The following is a 16,680-nucleotide window of genomic DNA, read 5'->3' on the forward strand; positions in this document are numbered from 1 at the left end:
CACCCACCCCGAGAACAGCCCCCCACCGAGTCGGCCGAAGACCCCCAACACGCCACCCCTCCCGAGGGCTCCGACTCCGGCGAACGCCCCGGCCCCGGCGAGACCCCCGAACACGCCGACTCCGCCGAGCCCTTCGAGTCGGCCGAGCCTTCCTGGCTTGCTGACCGTTCTGGATCTGGTGAACGCTCCAGGTCTGACGAGAACTCGGAGCCCGCCGACTCGGCCAAGCCCTCCGGATCCCCTGAGAGCTCCCGGTCCGCCGAGCGCTCCCGGTCCGCCGGGCATTCCGAGCGCGGCGGTTCCGCTGAGCCCTCTGAGCCTTCCGAGCGCTTCAGGTATGCCGAGCGCTCTGGGCCTGCCGAGCGCGCCGAGCGCGGCACCTCAGCCAGGCCCTTCGATCCTCCCGAGCACTTCGGGTCTGCCGGGCATTCCGAGCACGGCGGCTTTGCTGAACCCTTCGAGCCTGCGGGGCGCTCGAGGTTTGCCGAGCGTTCCGGTTCTGCCGGATATTCCGAGCGTGGGAGCTCTGCCCAGCCCTTCGAGTCAGCTGAGCGTTCCGGGACTGTCGAGCGGTCGGGGCTGGACGAGCGTGGGGCCGGCAGGTCTGGCGCGGCGGATGCCTATGTGGATAGAAGTCCGGACACGCACTTCGGGGAACGTGAAGAGCGCGCGAGTTCGGCCGGTGATCGCCAGGGTGGTATGGCTGGTCCGGAGGAGGATTCTGACCTGCCCTTCGGGCCGCCTCCCGGGGGGAACCGTGGCCGCTGGGCGGAACCTGTAGCTGAGCCTGAGTCGGCGAGGATACTTCGCCCGAATTTCGAGAGAAACGTGGATGAAGGTCCTGGCGACGACGCGGGCCGACCGGTGCGACCGTCGGCGGGCCGCCCGGCTGATGCGCCTGCGGACGGTGCGGGCCGGTCTGCTGATGTCGCGGGTCGAGCTGCGGACGTGGCGGGCCGGCCCTCCTTTGACGAGCCGACGACGCGGGTCGCGGGTGGACATTTTGGCGCGGCTGCGGAGTTCCGGGCTGAAGAGCGGACTGGTTCGTCCTTTGGGGTCTCGCCGGGCTTGAGCCCAGGTGGTCATTTCGGGCCGCTTGCCGCGCCGGACGGAGGCGTCGGCGGGCCTGCGGAGTCGGATCCTGACACCCGCCCGGTTGAACGTCTGCCTTCAGGGCCGATTCCTTGGCCGTCAGCTGCCGTATCCGGCGAACGCCCTGAACCACGTGCAACCGATGAGTCCCGGCCGGACCGGCAGCCGTTACCACCCCCACCCAGCCAGCAGCATGAACCCCCGTTGGTGTCGGGCTGGCCGACCCAGACACCCTCCGCCTTCCCCGACGAGGCCACCCAACTCCGCGAACGCCCGCACCAGCCGACTTCGGGCCACCCACTCGAATCGGGAACCGGTCCTTGGGGCTCCGCGCCTTGGGATCAAACCGGACCGCAAGCGCCGGACGCTCCCAGCTCGTGGCAAAGCGGCGCTCAGCCTCCGCCGGACGCCTCCGCCCCACGGCCTGGCGGAGGCCAGCCATCGGATGCCTCCTCTGGTTCTTGGCCTAACGGCATGCAGTCTGCGGACGTTCCGGGTTCTTGGCCTGGCGGAGGCCAGCCATCGGATGCCTCTGGTTCTTGGCCTGGCGGTGTGCAGTCTGCGGATGCCTCTGGTTCTTGGCCTGGCGGTGTGCAGTCCCCGGACGCTCCGGGTTCATGGCCAGGTGGCGTGCAGTCGCCGGGTGGTTCCGCATCGTGGCCCGGCGGAGTGCAACTGCCGGACGTTCCTGGTTCCTGGCCTGGTCGCACGCAGTCCGCATCCGCGGACGCTCCTGAGTCTTGGCCTGGTGGCGCGCAGTCGCCGGAGGCTGCATCCTGGCCCGGCGTCGTCCCGTCGCTGGATGCTCCTGATTCATGGCAGGGCGGTGTCCAGCCGTCGGATGCTTTGGCGTCATGGCCTGGTGGTGGTCAGTCGCCGGATGCTCCTGGTTCCTGGTCCGGCGGTGGGCAGTTCGCGGACGCTGCTGCGGCTTGGCCGGGAGGGGGTCGGCCGTCTGATGCTTCTGACCCTCAGTCTGGTGGGGCGCAGCCTCCGCCGGACGGCTCCGGATCTTGGCAGGGTGAGGCTCACCCGCCGCCGGATGCTTCCGGTCCTTGGCAGGGTGGGGTGCAGTCGCCGCCTGACCTTCACGGTCATCGGCAGGGCGGGGGACAGTCGCTTCCGCCGGAAGCTTACGTGCCGTGGCCAGGTGGGGACCGGTCAGCGGAGCCTCCGGGTTCTTGGCAGGGGATGCCGTCCTCTGCGCCGGACGCTGCCGGATCCTGGGCTGGGGGCGGTCAGCCGTCCGAGGCTTCCGGCTCTCGGCAGGGTGGTGCGGAGCCTTCCGCGCCGGGCGCTCCCGGGTCCTGGGCTGGAGGGAGCCAGCCGTCTGACGGTTCTTGGCAGGGTGGTGCGGAGCCTTCTGTGCCGGGCGCCTCCGGGTCGTGGGCTGGAGGGGGCCAGGCGTCTGACGGTTCTCGGCAGGGTGGGGCGCAGACTCCGCCGCCGGGTTCTCCTGGGCCCTGGCAGGGTGGGGCGCAGTCGGGGGCTCGGTGGCAGCCTTCCTCGCATGGGGCGGTGCCGTACCAGATCGGGGGGCAGGGGTCTGGTAGTGGGCCTTGGCCTGGGACTACGCAGCCGGGTGGGGGGTGGCAGGGGCCGCCGTCGAAGAAGCGGGGGTGGCTGGTGCCCGTGCTGGCTCTTGTCGTGGTGCTGCTGGTGGCCGGTGGAACGTTCGTGTTCATGCAGAATCAGGCCGGGGATACGGCGCCGGTCGCGGCGACCTCGTCGGGGAGTGCCGCGCCGTCGGGTTCGGCATCTGCCGCCGCGAGTGCTGACGCCGACGTCTGCGGGATGCTCAATCCGGTCGAGACTGAGCGGCTCGTTCCTCAGGCGGAGATCGACTCACGGACCAGTGACAACCGAGCCGACAAGATTGTCAGCTACGTGCGCTGGACTTGTACCTGGGCGAATCGTGATATTTCCTATCGAGACGTCACCCGTAGTCGTGAGATCGTGGTGAATGTCGCTCGCTACGAGGCACTTGGCGAGACCACGGCGGAGAAGGCCGCGAAAATCCAGTTCAATGGTGAACTCAGTCAGTACACCTATGGCGGCAGCCATTCCACCAAAGAGCGCTACTACTCCAAGCCGACCACATTCACAGGCGTGGGCGAAGAGGCCATCGCGCAGTACCAGCTGGTTAGTGAGAAGGATCACCACTACTCCTTCGGCCAGGGCATGGGACGCGTCGGCAACATCACTTTCCAGGTCCGGTACGAGGCCAGCCAGCAGCACAAGGAAGCGGACCTCTTCTCCACCGACACCAAACAGTCGATCACCGAGGCGAACGCGATCCGCGAGGTCAAGACTCTGCTCACGCAGCTGGCCCGGTCGGTCGACGCGTGGAAGCAGGGCAAACCCGTACCCTTCGCCGCTCAGGCTCGTCCCAGTCCGACCCCGACCGCCAGCCCGAAGCCGACGCCCATCGACCTTCCCCCGCACTGCGTCGCCCTGAACCAGGTCGCCGCCGAACTCGTACCCGAGACCAAGGGCGAGGCGGTCACCGGGAAGGACGGCAAGGCCGAGCACCTTCAGTGTCAGTGGTGGAACGACAAGATGCCGATCGCCGACGGCAAAATCCGCTGGCGGAATCTACTGGTCAGCGTCCGCAATTTCCCTGACGCCGAATCCGCCAAGTTCTTCCTGATCGACAAACGCGGAAAGACCAAGTTCACCGCGAGTTCGAGAATCGGCGGCATCGCCTGGAGCAAAATCACCAAGCATCCCGGCATCGGCGAGGACAACTACGGCCAGGCGATCAAACAGAAAACCGACACCGCCTACTCCGCGAGGTACGAGATCTACGCCCTACAGGGCAACCACATCGTCTACGTCCTCTTCGGCGGCAGCGACCGCCCCGCCGAGACCCCCATCAACTCCACCGACTCCACTCTGATGGACCTCCGCGAAGCCCTCGCCGGCACGAAGACCACCATCACCACCGTCCTCAAGGCCCTCTGACCCTCCGGCCGCTCCGTCTCGGTCCACCCCCGGACCGAGACGAAGCGCCCCCGGGGCCAAGGCATGTACCGCTGAGCGCCCCGGATCGGGGTGAAGTGCCTGGGCAAACACTTTCCCCCGAGGGCTCAAGCGTTCCGCAAGGCCGCCAACGCAACCACCCGCCACGGGTACCAAACCGTCATAAGCACCAACATGAGGGGGAAACCATGGCGGTCTGTGAAGCCTGCGGCAACGACTACGACATGACCTTTGAGATCCACGCCCAAGGTGTCGTGCACACCTTCGACAGCTTCGAGTGTGCGATCACCCGGATGGCGCCCATCTGCGAGAACTGCTCGTGCCGCATCATCGGGCACGGTGTCGAAGCCGATGGACGCTGGTTCTGCTGCGCCCACTGCGCCCGGATGCTCGGCGCGACAGCCATCGTCGACCGGGTAGGCGCGGCGCACACCTGATCGACGTCGCTACGCCGTCAGCCGGTGGTTCTGCGGTGCCCGCAAGCCCGGCGGGACCGCCAGTTCGCGGTGATCTCACCTTGCGGGGGCGACGCTGACTGGAGGCTCCGTGTAGGAGAGGTTCCGCAGGACGTCGGCGGGTACGTCGGCTTCCTCGATGACCTGGTCGGTTGGGGGAGCGCTGATGTCCACCGGCGAACCCCAACCGCTGTAGCGCGTGTCGGCTATCCCGGTTATGGCGTACTTGCCGGCTCCGACAGTGAAGCTGGTCATCAGGCGTTGGGGTAGACCATTGAGGTCCGTCCAGAGGCGCCACGAGATATCCGGGCCGCCGCCCGGCAGGTCGAAAGGCATCTGGTCGGTCCCGCGTGTGCTGTCCCTCGTCGCCTTGTCCAGCGGGGAAGAAGGTGTCGTGCCGCGGTACAGGTAGCCAGTGGGCACACGGGTGGGTGTGCGGTTCTTCAACAGGACGGATATAACGGCGGGGTTGAAGACGTCAAAGGGCTGATGGGAGAAGTACGCGAGGATGAATGAGCCCTTGCGGTGTACCCATGTCTTTCCGTCGGGAATCGTGCCGAGGAAATTGTCGGCGCTGTCGTAGTACCGGCTGCCGTCGATGATGTACTTGTCGATGTGGGGGAGTTCGCTGGGCGATGGTTCCTCCCCTTTCTCGGCGATTTCCCCGCGCGTGAATTCAACCGCGAGCGGGCCCGATCGGCCGAACCGCAGTGTGCCGTGCATGCGCGTCCGCCACACGGACTCCCCGCCCGTGACCGTACGGGAGACCTCCGAGAGCTGAACTCCACGTCCTGGCTCGAATCGGGCTTTCAGAGCGTGCACAGGGTTGGGTCGACTCGCTGCCGCCGCGACAGAGGAGGGGGCGGCCAGGATGAATCCTGCCAACAATACGATGGCCATCGAGGTTCGTCGGTTCACGGATTTCCTTACGGGGCTGGGTCTCGGGGATCACCCTTTCAGGAAGTGATGCAGACTGGCGTGGCCATTTGTAATGAAATAGTGCAGATTTCTAGGTTCGATGAGATTCGTTGACGATCGGCCAGACTTCTACCTGGCTCAAGGCCGCGGCCGGGAGTTCGGCGGCTAGTTCCAGGGCGCGGGTCTCGTCAGGGACGTTCAGGAGGTAGGTGCTGGCCAGGTATTCCTTGGCTTCCAGGTAGGGGCCGTCGGTGATGACGGGCACGCCGTCGCGTACGCGGACGGTTTTGGCTTCGGTGACGTCGGCGAGGCCGTACCCGCCGAGGAGTTCGCCGGATTTCAGGTGTTTGGTGTTGAACGCGTCGAATTGGGCGATCATCGCCTCGCGCTCGTCCGGGGGGATCGAGTCCCAGAACTCCTTGTTGCCGTAAATGATCAACATGTATTTCATGGCAACGACCCTAGCCTTGGTGTTTTCCTGCTCGGGACGACCAGAGGTCGGCCATGCGCATGGCCGACCTCTGAGCGAGGTTGCCTACGGGGTGTCGGTTCCCCAGCGTGCTCTGTCCGAATCGTCGACCTCGCGGGGCTGGGCCGCGGGCTGGGTGATGCGGATGTGGTTCCCGAACGGGTCGCGGAGAGCGCAGTCGACGCCGTAGGGCTGGGTGACCGGCTCCTGGGTGAACTCGACGCACTGAGCCTTCAAGGTCTCGTAGGTCTTCTTGCAGTCGTCGGTGATGAGGATCGCGGCGGCGCCCATCGCGCCCTTGGTCACGAGGTCGCGCACCTGGGCGGCCACCTCGTTGCTGAGCGACGGCGGCCCGGGAACCTCCAGCAGGATCTCCCGGCTCGGGTCGGCGGGCAGGGCGACGGTCAGCCAGCGCATGAAGCCCATATCGACATCGTTGGTGACCTCGAATCCGAGCTTCCCGACGTAGAAGTCGAGGGCCTCGGACTGGTCGAGCACGTACACGGAGTGGATGCTGATTTGCTTGAACATGCAGCCCAGGCTAGGTGCTGGGCCCAGCACCGGCTTGTCCAAAACTGCTCGGCCTGACCCAGGACTTCACGAAGCAGACAGGTGCCTCGATGGTCGTCGCCTCGCGCCGGAACTCCGACGGTGACGATCCCACGATTGACCGGAATGTCCGGATGAAGGTGCTGAGGCTCTCGAATCCCACCTCAAGCGCGACCTCGGTGACGGGCGTCGCCGTCTCCCTCAGCAGGGCCATGGCACGCTCGATCCGGCGTCGCTGCAAGTACCGATGCGGCGTCTCCCCGAAGACCGCCCGGAAGCTACGGCTGAAGTGCGCGGCGGACATGAGGGCGATCGCCGCCAGCCTCGGAACGTCGAGCGGATTCGCGAAGTCCCGATCCATCGCGTCCCGCGCCCGCAGCAGCCGCCGATTCTGATCCTCCTGGGGACTCATCGCACCCATCGCACCTCCTACTCGTCCATCGTAGGAGAGGCGTCTCGGCACTTCTGACTAGCGGTACAGCGTGCGTTCGGCCAGGGTGATCAAGCGGTCGGCGACCTGGTCCGGGGGGAGGCCGCGGCCGGTGTGCAGGAGGTCGAAGGTGTCGAAGGCGGTCAGGGCGTAGAGCAGGTCGGTGGCTTCGGCGACGGTGGTGTCGGGGCGCAGGACCCGCTGGTCGTGCAGGCGTTGGGCCAGGTGGCGCATGCCTTCGGCGCGCCCCTGTTCGTCGCGGTGTACGGCGTTGGCCAGGGCGTCGGGGTTCAGGTGGGCCGTCGCGTAGACGGCGCGGGTGACGTCACGTTCCGCGGCGTACGTGGCGACGCCGGCCCGGAAGCTGCCACGGAGGTGTTCGCGGGCGTCCGGGTGGGTGACGGCGGTGACCACACGGTCGAATCCCGCCCGGTCGAGTAGGTACCGGAAGAGGGCGTCGAACAGGCCGGCCCGGGAGCCGAAGATCGTGTAGATGGTGGAACGGGCGACCCTGGCCTCTTTGGCGACCTGGTCGAGGCTGATGGTCTTGGCGGGGGTCGTACGCAGGCGTTCGTACATCACCAGCAGGATTCGTTGCCGGGTCTCCTCGGCGGCCTCGGCGCGGAGCTTCTGCTCGTACTTACGCGTATTCATACCTTGACACCCTACATTTCGTTGACGCTTCGTCCTGTGAAAGACATGCTGTCTTCTGAAAGACAGAGTGTCTTGTGAAAGGGAGAGCGTCATGTTCGATCTACGAAAGAGCCTGCTGGCGATCGGCGTCGTGGCCGTCACGGCGACCATGGTCAGCACGTCCGCCCGGGCCGACGAGAAACCGCGCGTCGAGCGTCCCGTCGTCATCGAGGATCCCGTGCCGCCGGGATTCCGGTCGTGGGAGGAGGTGGGAACCGTACAGGAGAGGCTGGTCGGGATCGCTGAGCGGATCATGGCGGTCGGCGCCGGCGGGCTCGGCGGCATCGAGGCCGACATGGCGGCTCGGCGGCTTCGGGTGCACTGGAAGGGCGAGGTTCCCGCCGCGGTTCGCGCGGTTCTCACCGACGAGGTGACCGTCGATCCCGCCCGGTTCACTCGGGAGGAGCTGCAGGCGGAGATCCGGCGGATCGTCGCGCAGCCCGACGGGTCGGGGGTCGATATCGCGCGGATCGCGCCGCGTACCGACGGGAGTGGGCTGGTGGTCGTGGTCGACGGCTCCGTCGCCGCCGCCCGGGAGTTACCCGCTCTGCGCACCTCGGCGGTGCCGCTCAGCTTCGAGACCGGACGGATGGCGGCGCCGGTCTACAGCCGGGCGGACGACATGCCGTCCTACTACGCGGGTGGCCGATGGTCGCTGTGGGCCGGCAAGCTGTGCACCACGGGCTTCGCGTTCACCGCGCAGGCGTCGGAGTTCCTGCTGGGCGCGGCGCACTGCGCGGACCAGCCGCTCAACGCCTACGACGGCGGCGGGCAGCGGATGGGCGAGGTCTTCGACGCGCCCAACGTCGAGCTGGACTTCCTCCGGATCGAAGCGCAGGTGACCTCGCACACGTTCGTGGGCGGGCCGTACTCCGGCGCGAGCCTGCCGGTCTACGACTCCTCGATCAACCTGCCCGGCAGCTTCCTCTGCGTGGGTGGCGCGTTCAGCGGTGAGCACTGCGACAGTTCGGTCGAGGTCGACGACATGTGGAACCACGTCACCGACGGCACGAAGGACTGGTGGATCGCTCACCAGGTGCAGGCCGTCAACTGGCGGGGGCTCGGCGTGGTGGGGAACGGGGACAGCGGCGGTCCGGTCTACAACTACGGCTCCGGCGGCAAGGTCTTCGCCAGGGGCGTGCTGTCCTCGGCCAACAGCAACCTCCAGGAGGCGCCCTGCCAGGGCGAGCCGACCACGGCGACGCGGAAGTGCTCATACCGATTCTGGTACGGCGACCTGAACCACGCGCTCGCGCTGTACGGCGGCACCCTGCAGACCGAGCACTACTGAGAACCACGGCGCCCGCCTCAGGTGGGCGCCGTTTCAGTGGACGGCAGGTGTTCCTGGGCCCACCGGGAGATCTGGTCCATGGCCGGCATGAGGGCCTGGCCGCTGGCGGTCAACGCGTACGAGACGGTCACCGGCGGCCCTTCGTCCACGGTGCGGGTGATCAGGCCGGCCTCGGTCAGTTCGGACAGCCGGTCGGAGAGGACCGAGTCGCTCAGGCCGACGATCGCGCGGGAGAGCTCGCGGAACCCCGCCGGGCCGGCCCGCAGGCTGCCGAGCACGATGCCGCTCCACCGTTTTCCGAGCAGCGTGAAGGCGCGGGTCAGCGCGGCGTCGCCGCGGATGCAGGCCCCGTGAGCGGTGGTTGAGAGCGGGGTGGGCATGACCCGATACTACCCCACCGCACTAGCAACCCCGATGTCGCTAGTTTTTTGCTAGTCGCTAGTATGCTCATCGCTACATCTCGAATACGAGTGAGGATATTGCGATGATCGACAACTCTGAAGCGCGCCCGAGCGTCGTCGTGCTCGGTGGGGGATACGCCGGATTCAAGCTCGCCAAGTCGCTCGACGACCTGGCCGACGTGACGCTCGTCGACCCGTCCGACACGTTCATGCACAACGCGGCGTCCTGGCGCACCCTGGTCGAGCCGGACTGGCTGGACCGGATCTTCCTGCCTCTCGACCGGCTGCTCACGCACGGACGATTCGTCCGCGACCATGCCGTGGCCGTCGACGGGCGGCTGGTCACGCTGGCCTCCGGGCGGCAGCTCGAACCCGACTACCTGGTCCTGGCCACCGGTTCGTACTATCCGTTCCCGGCCAAGAGCGACGTACCGGACGCGGAGAAGACGCGGGCCAAGATCCGGGACGCGCACGACGCGCTACGCGGCGCGCAGCGCGTGCTCGTGGTCGGCGCCGGTCCCGCCGGGCTCGAACTCGCCGGTGAGATCAAGGCGGTCTTCCCCGGCAAGCACGTCACCATCGCGGACATCTCCCCCGACATCCTGCCCGGCCCCTTCGACCAGGAGCTACGCGAAGAACTGCGCGCCCAGCTCGACCGGCTGGGCATCGAACTCAAACTCGGCAGCCCGCTGACCGCCCTACCGGACGCGGAACCCGCCACCCTCGCCACCATCGCGATCACCACCGAGGCCGGCGACCAGCTGACCGCCGACATCTGGTTCCGCTGCTTCGGCGTCGTCCCCCGGACCGACTACCTGACCGGCCAACTCGCCGCGGCGCGAACCGACCGCGGCTACGTCCACGTGGACGACTACCTGCGGGTCGGCGGAGTAGACCGCGTCTACGCGATCGGCGACATCGCCGACGCCGACCGCGACACCGTGGGCTCAGCCAACGCCCAGGCCGAACTGGTCTCCGCCAACATCCGCAACGAGATCACCGGCGCGGCCGAGCGGCTCGCCTACCAGCAGGTGCCCGCCATGGTCATCGTCCCCCTCGGCCCCGACGGCGGCGCCGGCCAACTCCCCGGCATGGGCGTCTTCGGCGCCGGAACGGCCTCCGGCATCAAGGGCAAGACAATGTTCATGGACACATACGCCGAAATGTTCGACGCCCCCGCAGGCCGAACCTGAACACCGCTGAACGAACCGCCACACGTGTCCTCCTCCCGGGGAGGACACGTGGCTCGCCGGCCGCGGCTGACGAAGGGATGACGAGGGCCGAGTTCGTCGGCCGAGCTTCTGGCAACCCCTTCGCCTCGTACGCCCTTGCGGCTGCCAGCCGCCGGGCAACTGACGTTACTGCTCGAACGCCTTTGAGGCTGTCACCGCCGGGGATCTGAGTTCAGCGTCTGACGGGCGAGATGGGCGAGCGTGAGGTCCATCGGCTGGACAAAGCCGGGCGGCGGCGTCATCATCTCATCCCACCAGCAGCAGGCGCTGATCTCCGCGCCGGGGACGAAGACGCCCGTGGGCCGGGCGATCTCAGCGGCGAAGATGGCCGCGTACTCGATCCGCCGCTCGGCCCCGAGCCGGAACTGAGCATGACCGGCGAACGAAAGATCGCTGATTTCCTCGCCGGACTCTTCGCGTAGCTCACGTACGGCTGCCTCGCGGGGGGATTCCCCTGGGTCGATCCTGCCGCCGGGTAGTTCCCACTCCCTGCGCGCGTTGTCGAAGACCAGCAGCAAGGACGCCCCGGACCAGACCGCGACCAAAGAGGCCGGAAGCGGGACCATTCCACACGAATCATCTTCCCGGCACGAGAAGAACGCCAGCAGCGCATCACCCGACGGATCTCCCGCCAGCACTTCCACCGCCCACCTCCGATCAGCGGCGCCCTTGTCATGATTCGACACCCCGATTGCCGAGTCTCCAAGCATGTCTCGGAATTGCAGGTGCACTGCTATCGCATGGTCGGCTCGTACGACGATTCCGAAGACCTGGCGCAGGACACGTTCCTGCGCGCTTGGCGGAACCGCGACGGCTTCCAGCGCCGATCCTCCTTCCGCGCCTGGCTGTACCGGATCGCCACCAACACCTGCCTGGACTTCCTGCGGCGCAACACACGCCGCCCGCAGCGGTACGAGGGCGAACAACTCGGCGCGGAGCCCCTCCTGCCCGGGTCACCTGGCAGCAGCCCGGCGCGATGGACCGGCGATTCCGGTTGCGATCTAGCCCGCCCAGACGCCGTAGATCAAGATCACCTCGGCCTTGTCATCGAGGTGAAATGACACGACCCCGAACTCGCCGAACACCGTTCTCCGAAACGATGGATCGTCAGGATAGACAGCGACAGCGTCCCAAGGTTCTTCGATCAGCTCCGCTGTCCTGGCCGCCAATGCCTGGATGGCCTCGAACGGCAATCCCTTCATCTGGGCCGACGCGAAGGAGTGCAGTTCCGCGCGGTAGCTCATTCCCGGCGGGCCCGCGCTTTGGCCACATGGTCGGCCCAGTTGGGGAAGACATCTTCGGCGGCGGTGCCTACGCCCGCTCGTCCCTCGCGAATTTCTTGCTCCACGCCCTTCAAGCCCGGGTCGGTGTCGAGCATCGCCTCGCACCACCAGCGGCGGAGGACCGCCTCGGCACGGTCGAGAGGGGCAGTGCCGAGTTCGCGATAGAAGTCCATCCGGCGGGCGCCTGAAAGCGCAGCCGCGATGCCATCGGCGGTCCGGGGAACCCGAGGTTCCTGGGGCTCCTGGGGATGTTCGTGGCCAGCTTGCGCGCTCATAAGGTCACAGCTCTCCGGGGACCATCCCCGCGTGCGCGGGGCGGATACCCCCACCTTACGACGACCGGCCGGACGACGAGCCCATCCCCGCGTGCGCGGGGAGCGGTCCTGCGGTTTGGAGGCGTTCAACGAAGGAGCTCTAGGGCTCGAAGGCCACCAGCCGAATGATGACGTATCCGTCGCCGTCGGGGGCTGGAGGGAAGGTCGTGCCGGGGACGGCTTTGAAGATTTCTGGGTGTTCGTCGCGGGTGACTACGCCGAACATGTCGCCGGGGGTGGTCATGCCGAGGGAGTCGGCGCGTTTGGCGGCGGCGTAGAAGCTGCCGCCGGTCTCCAGTTCGGCGCCGATCGAGGCGGCCGCCCACTCGTCGGCCAGTCGGATGAAGGCTACCCGGGCGCGCTCGGGCTTGGCGGTCTGAGCGGTGAGGTAGTCCTCGATCTCCCAGATGAGCAGCTCGCCGAGGTACTCAGGGGTGTCTCTCCACATGGCTGGGATCTTTCCGGTACGCGCTTGACGATTGCTTGTCCCTCGATTGCACCCGCCGGATATTTCCAACGAAGTTGCCACCGACTAACAAATCGTCATTCGTCAGGTGAAGGGCGGTCAGGGTCTTCACCCTACTGCTCGGACCACTCACACTTGCGTTGTGAGCGACTTTGATGTGCTTGTTCTCGGTTCCGGGCCCGGCGGGCAGAAGGCCGCGATCGCGGCGGCCAAACTGGAACGCCGGGTGGCGATCGTCGAACGACGGAACATGATCGGGGGCGTGTGCATCAACACTGGCACGATCCCCTCCAAGACCATGCGCGAGGCCGTGCTCTACCTGACCGGCCTCAGCCAGCGCGAGATGTACGGCCGCAACTACCGAGTCAAAGACGAGATCACCGTCGCCGACCTCACGGCCAGGACCCAGCACGTGGTCGGCCGCGAAGTGGAGGTGATCAGCAACCAGCTCTCCCGTAACCACATCACCGTACTCACCGGATTGGGCCACTTCGTGGACCCGCACACGATCGCGGTGATCGACGACCAGGGCCGGGAGACCAAGGTCACCGCCGACAAGATCATTATAGCCACGGGCACGAGGCCGGCCCGGCCGGACACGGTGGAGTTCGACGGCAACACGATCATCGACTCGGACGGCATCCTGCAGCTGGACCGCGTGCCGGACTCGATGGTGGTGGTCGGCGCGGGCGTGATCGGCATCGAGTACGCCTCCATGTTCGCCGCACTCGGCACGAAGGTCACCGTGGTCGAACGCCGGGACCGCATGCTGGAGTTCTGCGACCTGGAGGTGATCGAGGCGCTCAAGTACCACCTGCGCGACCTGGCCGTCACCTTCCGGTTCGGCGAGAGCGTGGCCGCCGTGGAACGCCGCGAGCGGGGCGCCCTCACGATCCTGGAGAGCGGCAAGAAGATCCCCGCCGCGACCGTCATGTACTCGGCCGGACGTCAGGGCATGACCGAGAACCTCGCCCTCGAGGAGGCCGGTCTCGCCGCCGACCCGCGCGGCCGGATCACCGTCGACGCGTACTACCGCACCACCGTCCCGCACATCTACGCGGTCGGCGACGTCATCGGCTTCCCCGCGCTGGCCGCCACCTCGATGGAACAGGGCAGACTCGCCGCCTACCACGCCTGCGACGAGCCGGTGAACGCGATGAACCTGCTCCAGCCGATCGGCATCTACACCATCCCCGAGATCAGCTTCGTCGGCCGCACCGAGGACGAGCTCACCGACGCCCTCATCCCCTTCGAGGTCGGCATCTCCCGCTACCGCGAACTCGCCCGCGGCCAGATCATCGGCGACACCTACGGCATGCTCAAACTCCTCGTCTCCGCCGAGGACCGCTCCCTGCTGGGCGTCCACGTCTTCGGCACCGGCGCCACCGAACTCATCCATATCGGCCAGGCCGTCATGGGCTGCGGCGGCACCATCGACTACCTCGTCGACGCGGTCTTCAACTACCCCACCCTCGCCGAGTCCTACAAGGTCGCCGCCCTCGACGCCATGAACAAACTCCGCCGGGTGGCCCGCTTCGCCGACTGATCGCGAAGGCGTCGGAATCCGGCACGGCCTTCTGCCCTTTCCGGGCGAAAGGCCGCGCTGGTTCAGACTTTGATCGCCCGAAGCTGGGCGCCACTGATCATGGTGATGTCATCTGGGTCGGAGGTCAGCACCGTCACCGGTCGGGGAAGGGCGAGGCCGGTGGCGCACACCAGCGCGTCAATCGCGTACTTGTGGCCGTGCAGTCGAGCGGACGCCAGGAGCTCCGACGCGCGGCGCGCGATGTCGCGGGTGACCGGTTCGACGTTCAGCCGGGACAACGTCCAGTCGAAACGGGCACGGTTGAGGCGGGGATGCGCGATCTCGACCAGCGTGACCGCGCTCACCACGATTCTCAGGTCCTCCGCCTCCGCGGCGGCCAGCCAACCGGTCAGACTGGGTGACTGGAGGATCGCCTGGGACAGCCCTTCGCTGTCCAGCAGCAGCGTCCCGGACATCAGGCGGCGGAGATCGCGTCGCCGCCAGGGTTGAGCAACGCCCTCTTGGCGGCAACGTCGGCCTGATCCACCGGGCCGTGCTGAGACTCGGCGGCTTCGATGAGCTCGCGCAAATTGTCGCGCTCGATCTGCCGCTGCAGGGCCGCAGTCACGTAGGCGGAGAAACCGCCCTTCCCCACGCGGGCCTGGACGACCTCGGCGAGGGTTTCGGGGATCGTGACACTGTACTTCCGAGCGCTCATGCTACCTAGCGTAGCACTTATCGCATTCTCGGTAGGATTATCCCTTCACCGCGCCGATGATGACCCCCTTCGTGAAGTGGCGCTGGACGAGGGGGTAGATGAGGAGGACGGGGATCAGGGCGACCACGACGATGGCCATTTTGATGGCCAGGTTCGGGGGGAGGGCGCCGGCGGCGGTGTCGTAGGTGCGGGTGTTGGGGACGAGGTTCATGCCCTGCTGGACGTACTGGCGGAGGATGAGCTGGAGGGGCCACTTGGAGTTGTCGTTGATGTAGAGGACGGCGTTGAAGAAGGCGTTCCAGTAGCCGACGGCGTAGAAGAGGCCGATGACGGCGGTGACGCCCTTGGACATGGGCAGGACGATGCGCCAGAGGATGCGGAAGTCGCCGGCGCCGTCGATGCGGGCGCTGTCGATGAGCTCGCCGGGGATGTTCATGAAGAAGGCGCGCATGACGACCAGGTTGAAGGCGCTGAGGGCGGACGGCAGGATCAGCGACCAGTAGCTGTCGATCAGGCCGAGCTCCCGGACCAGCAGGTAGCTGGGGATCATGCCGGGGGTGAACAGGAAGGTCAGCAGGAACAGGAACAGCAGCGGGCGGTGGAAGAGCGAGTCGGTGCGCGACAGTCCGTACGCGGCCAGGACGGTGAGACCCAGGCTGACGGCGGTGCCGACGACGGTGACGCCGGTGCTGACCAGGACGGCGCGGGTGACGACGCCGCCGCCGAAGAGTTCGCGGTAGGCGTCCAGGGACAGGTCGGTGGGCAGGGTGACCAGGCCGCCTGCCTCGGTGACGGCCTGGGCGGTGGAGAGGCTGGTGAGGACGACCACGTAGATCGGGTAGAGCATGGCCAGCGCGATGAGGGTGAGGACGAAGCCCTTGGCCGTGAGTCCGAAGAGGGTGGGCTGTTCCTGCCAGGTCGGTCGGTTACTCATGATCGTTTGTAGATTCCCTGTTCGCCGAACCTGTGTGCCACCTTGTTGGCGATCACGATGAGGATGAGGCCGACGACGCCCTTGAACAGGCCGGCGGCGGCGCCGTAGCTCCACGCGCCGGTCATCAGGGTGCGCCAGTAGACGAAGGTGTCGAGCACCTCGGCCGCGTGCGAGCCGACCGCGTCGCGTTGCAGGAAGAACTGTTCGAAGCCGACGTTGAGCGCGTCGCCGAGGCGCAGGATGAGCAGCAGCAGGATGACGGGGCGCAGGCCGGGCAGGGTGATGTGCCACATCCGCCGCCAGCGGGACGCGCCGTCGACGGCGGCGGCCTCGTACAGGTTCTGGTTGATCGCGGCGAGGGCGGCCAGGAAGATGATCGTTCCCCAGCCGGCGTCCTTCCAGACCGATTCGGCGGTGACCAGGACGATGAACGTGTCCGGGTTGGTCATGATGTCCCAGGGTTCGTACCCGTGCTGCCGCAGGGTCTGGGCGAGCAGGCCGGCGCCGCCGAGGATCTGCTGGAAGAGGCTGACCACCAGCACCCAGGAGAAGAAGTGCGGCATGTAGACGATGCCCTGGATGAACAGGCGCAGCTTCCTGGAGAGCACGCTGTCCAGCAGGATCGCCAGCGCGATCGGGATCGGGAAGTAGAAGATCAGCTGGAAGGTCGTGATGGTGAGGGTGTTCTGGAAGGCCTGCCAGAACTCGGGGTCGGAGAAGAGCCACTGGAAGTTGTACAGGCCGACCCAGGGGCTGCCGGAGATCCCGTCGTAGGGGGTGTAGTCCTGGAAGGCGATGACGTTGCCCAGCGTCGGCACGTAGTGGAAGACCACCACCAGCACGACGGCGGGCAGCGTCATCAGCAGGAGTTGCCAGTCCCGCCGCAGCCGGGCCAGGAACGGCGTCTTGGCGGGCCGGCGGGGGCCGG

20 protein-coding genes are annotated in these 16,680 nt (G+C 67.1%); 6 read left to right on the plus strand and 14 right to left on the minus strand.

What is annotated here, in order from left to right; all coding sequences use genetic code 11:
- Positions 1 to 2,724 precede the first annotated feature (2,724 nt).
- Together Acor_RS21415 and Acor_RS21420 are read left to right on the plus strand one after the other, a co-directional pair.
- A complete protein-coding gene (locus Acor_RS21415; RefSeq protein WP_155338492.1) occupies positions 2,725 to 4,056 on the plus strand; it encodes a hypothetical protein in 1,332 nt (443 codons plus the stop codon).
- A 206-nt stretch (positions 4,057 to 4,262) separates the two neighbouring features.
- Entirely contained in the window at positions 4,263 to 4,511 is a 249-nt protein-coding gene (locus Acor_RS21420) for a hypothetical protein (protein ID WP_155338493.1), read from the plus strand.
- 75 nt (positions 4,512 to 4,586) lie between these two features.
- Here the strand turns inward: Acor_RS21420 and Acor_RS21425 are convergent, their stop codons facing one another.
- The 5 genes from Acor_RS21425 to Acor_RS21445 form a co-directional block, all read right to left on the minus strand.
- A complete protein-coding gene (locus Acor_RS21425) occupies positions 4,587 to 5,252 on the minus strand; it encodes a hypothetical protein (RefSeq protein ID WP_155338494.1) in 666 nt (221 codons plus the stop codon).
- A 286-nt stretch (positions 5,253 to 5,538) separates the two neighbouring features.
- Entirely contained in the window at positions 5,539 to 5,898 is a 360-nt protein-coding gene (locus tag Acor_RS21430; RefSeq protein WP_155338495.1) for a YciI family protein, read from the minus strand.
- An 84-nt stretch (positions 5,899 to 5,982) separates the two neighbouring features.
- A complete protein-coding gene (locus tag Acor_RS21435) occupies positions 5,983 to 6,447 on the minus strand; it encodes a VOC family protein (RefSeq protein WP_155338496.1) in 465 nt (154 codons plus the stop codon).
- Between the two features lie 10 nt (positions 6,448 to 6,457).
- Positions 6,458 to 6,877, minus strand: a complete 420-nt coding sequence (locus tag Acor_RS21440; protein WP_174876178.1) for a helix-turn-helix domain-containing protein — start codon at positions 6,875 to 6,877, stop codon at positions 6,458 to 6,460.
- Between the two features lie 57 nt (positions 6,878 to 6,934).
- Positions 6,935 to 7,549, minus strand: a complete 615-nt coding sequence (locus Acor_RS21445; RefSeq protein ID WP_155338498.1) for a TetR/AcrR family transcriptional regulator — start codon at positions 7,547 to 7,549, stop codon at positions 6,935 to 6,937.
- A 91-nt stretch (positions 7,550 to 7,640) separates the two neighbouring features.
- On the opposite strand from Acor_RS21445, the gene Acor_RS21450 reads away from it, so the two are divergent.
- A complete protein-coding gene (locus Acor_RS21450; RefSeq protein ID WP_155338499.1) occupies positions 7,641 to 8,879 on the plus strand; it encodes a chymotrypsin family serine protease in 1,239 nt (412 codons plus the stop codon).
- Between the two features lie 17 nt (positions 8,880 to 8,896).
- Here Acor_RS21450 and Acor_RS21455 read toward each other — a convergent pair whose 3' ends face one another.
- Positions 8,897 to 9,259 carry a winged helix-turn-helix transcriptional regulator gene (locus Acor_RS21455; RefSeq protein WP_155338500.1) on the minus strand — a complete coding sequence of 121 codons (363 nt, stop codon included), beginning with the start codon at positions 9,257 to 9,259 and terminating at the stop codon, positions 8,897 to 8,899.
- Positions 9,260 to 9,363: 104 nt separating this feature from the next.
- Between Acor_RS21455 and Acor_RS21460 the strand changes: the two genes are divergently transcribed.
- Complete coding sequence (locus Acor_RS21460; RefSeq protein ID WP_155338501.1) at positions 9,364 to 10,473, plus strand: NAD(P)/FAD-dependent oxidoreductase; 1,110 nt, start codon at positions 9,364 to 9,366, stop codon at positions 10,471 to 10,473.
- A 191-nt stretch (positions 10,474 to 10,664) separates the two neighbouring features.
- On the opposite strand, the gene Acor_RS21465 is transcribed toward Acor_RS21460, so the two are convergent.
- Positions 10,665 to 11,222 (minus strand): NUDIX hydrolase, encoded by a 558-nt coding sequence (locus Acor_RS21465; RefSeq protein ID WP_155338502.1) that lies wholly within the window; start codon positions 11,220 to 11,222, stop codon positions 10,665 to 10,667.
- Positions 11,223 to 11,252: 30 nt separating this feature from the next.
- Here Acor_RS21465 and Acor_RS45920 point away from each other — a divergent pair, with 30 nt between their 5' ends.
- On the plus strand, positions 11,253 to 11,573 hold the full coding sequence (locus Acor_RS45920; RefSeq protein WP_308805677.1) for a sigma-70 family RNA polymerase sigma factor: 321 nt from the start codon (positions 11,253 to 11,255) through the stop codon (positions 11,571 to 11,573).
- On the opposite strand, the gene Acor_RS42305 is transcribed toward Acor_RS45920, so the two are convergent.
- From Acor_RS42305 to Acor_RS21480, 3 genes are all read right to left on the minus strand, one after another.
- The gene (locus Acor_RS42305) at positions 11,514 to 11,756 is read right to left on the minus strand and encodes a hypothetical protein (RefSeq protein WP_170317024.1); all 243 of its coding nucleotides are present in this window, start codon (positions 11,754 to 11,756) and stop codon (positions 11,514 to 11,516) included. The two genes, Acor_RS45920 and Acor_RS42305, sit on opposite strands and share 60 nt — an antisense overlap.
- Complete coding sequence (locus tag Acor_RS42825; protein WP_174876179.1) at positions 11,753 to 11,968, minus strand: hypothetical protein; 216 nt, start codon at positions 11,966 to 11,968, stop codon at positions 11,753 to 11,755. Before Acor_RS42825 ends, Acor_RS42305 begins: the two co-directional genes overlap by 4 nt.
- A 241-nt stretch (positions 11,969 to 12,209) precedes the next feature.
- Positions 12,210 to 12,557, minus strand: coding sequence for a peptidylprolyl isomerase (locus Acor_RS21480; protein WP_155338504.1), 348 nt, complete (start codon positions 12,555 to 12,557; stop codon positions 12,210 to 12,212).
- 160 nt (positions 12,558 to 12,717) lie between these two features.
- Between Acor_RS21480 and sthA the strand changes: the two genes are divergently transcribed.
- On the plus strand, positions 12,718 to 14,121 hold the full coding sequence (gene sthA / locus Acor_RS21485) for a Si-specific NAD(P)(+) transhydrogenase (protein WP_155338505.1): 1,404 nt from the start codon (positions 12,718 to 12,720) through the stop codon (positions 14,119 to 14,121).
- A gap of 62 nt (positions 14,122 to 14,183) precedes the next feature.
- Here the strand turns inward: sthA and Acor_RS21490 are convergent, their stop codons facing one another.
- The 4 genes from Acor_RS21490 to Acor_RS21505 form a co-directional block, all read right to left on the minus strand.
- On the minus strand, positions 14,184 to 14,576 hold the full coding sequence (locus Acor_RS21490) for a PIN domain-containing protein (RefSeq protein ID WP_155338506.1): 393 nt from the start codon (positions 14,574 to 14,576) through the stop codon (positions 14,184 to 14,186).
- Entirely contained in the window at positions 14,576 to 14,818 is a 243-nt protein-coding gene (locus Acor_RS21495; RefSeq protein WP_155338507.1) for a CopG family transcriptional regulator, read from the minus strand. The genes Acor_RS21490 and Acor_RS21495 overlap by 1 nt, the downstream gene beginning before the upstream one ends.
- Before the next feature lie 37 nt (positions 14,819 to 14,855).
- Positions 14,856 to 15,752 carry a carbohydrate ABC transporter permease gene (locus Acor_RS21500; protein ID WP_155338508.1) on the minus strand — a complete coding sequence of 299 codons (897 nt, stop codon included), beginning with the start codon at positions 15,750 to 15,752 and terminating at the stop codon, positions 14,856 to 14,858.
- A partial coding sequence (locus Acor_RS21505) for an ABC transporter permease (RefSeq protein WP_246238903.1) occupies positions 15,749 to 16,680 on the minus strand: 932 nt, incomplete at its 5' end. The genes Acor_RS21505 and Acor_RS21500, both read right to left, overlap by 4 nt.

The sequence above is a fragment of the Acrocarpospora corrugata genome (assembly GCF_009687845.1).
In the GTDB taxonomy this organism is placed as follows: domain Bacteria; phylum Actinomycetota; class Actinomycetes; order Streptosporangiales; family Streptosporangiaceae; genus Acrocarpospora; species Acrocarpospora corrugata.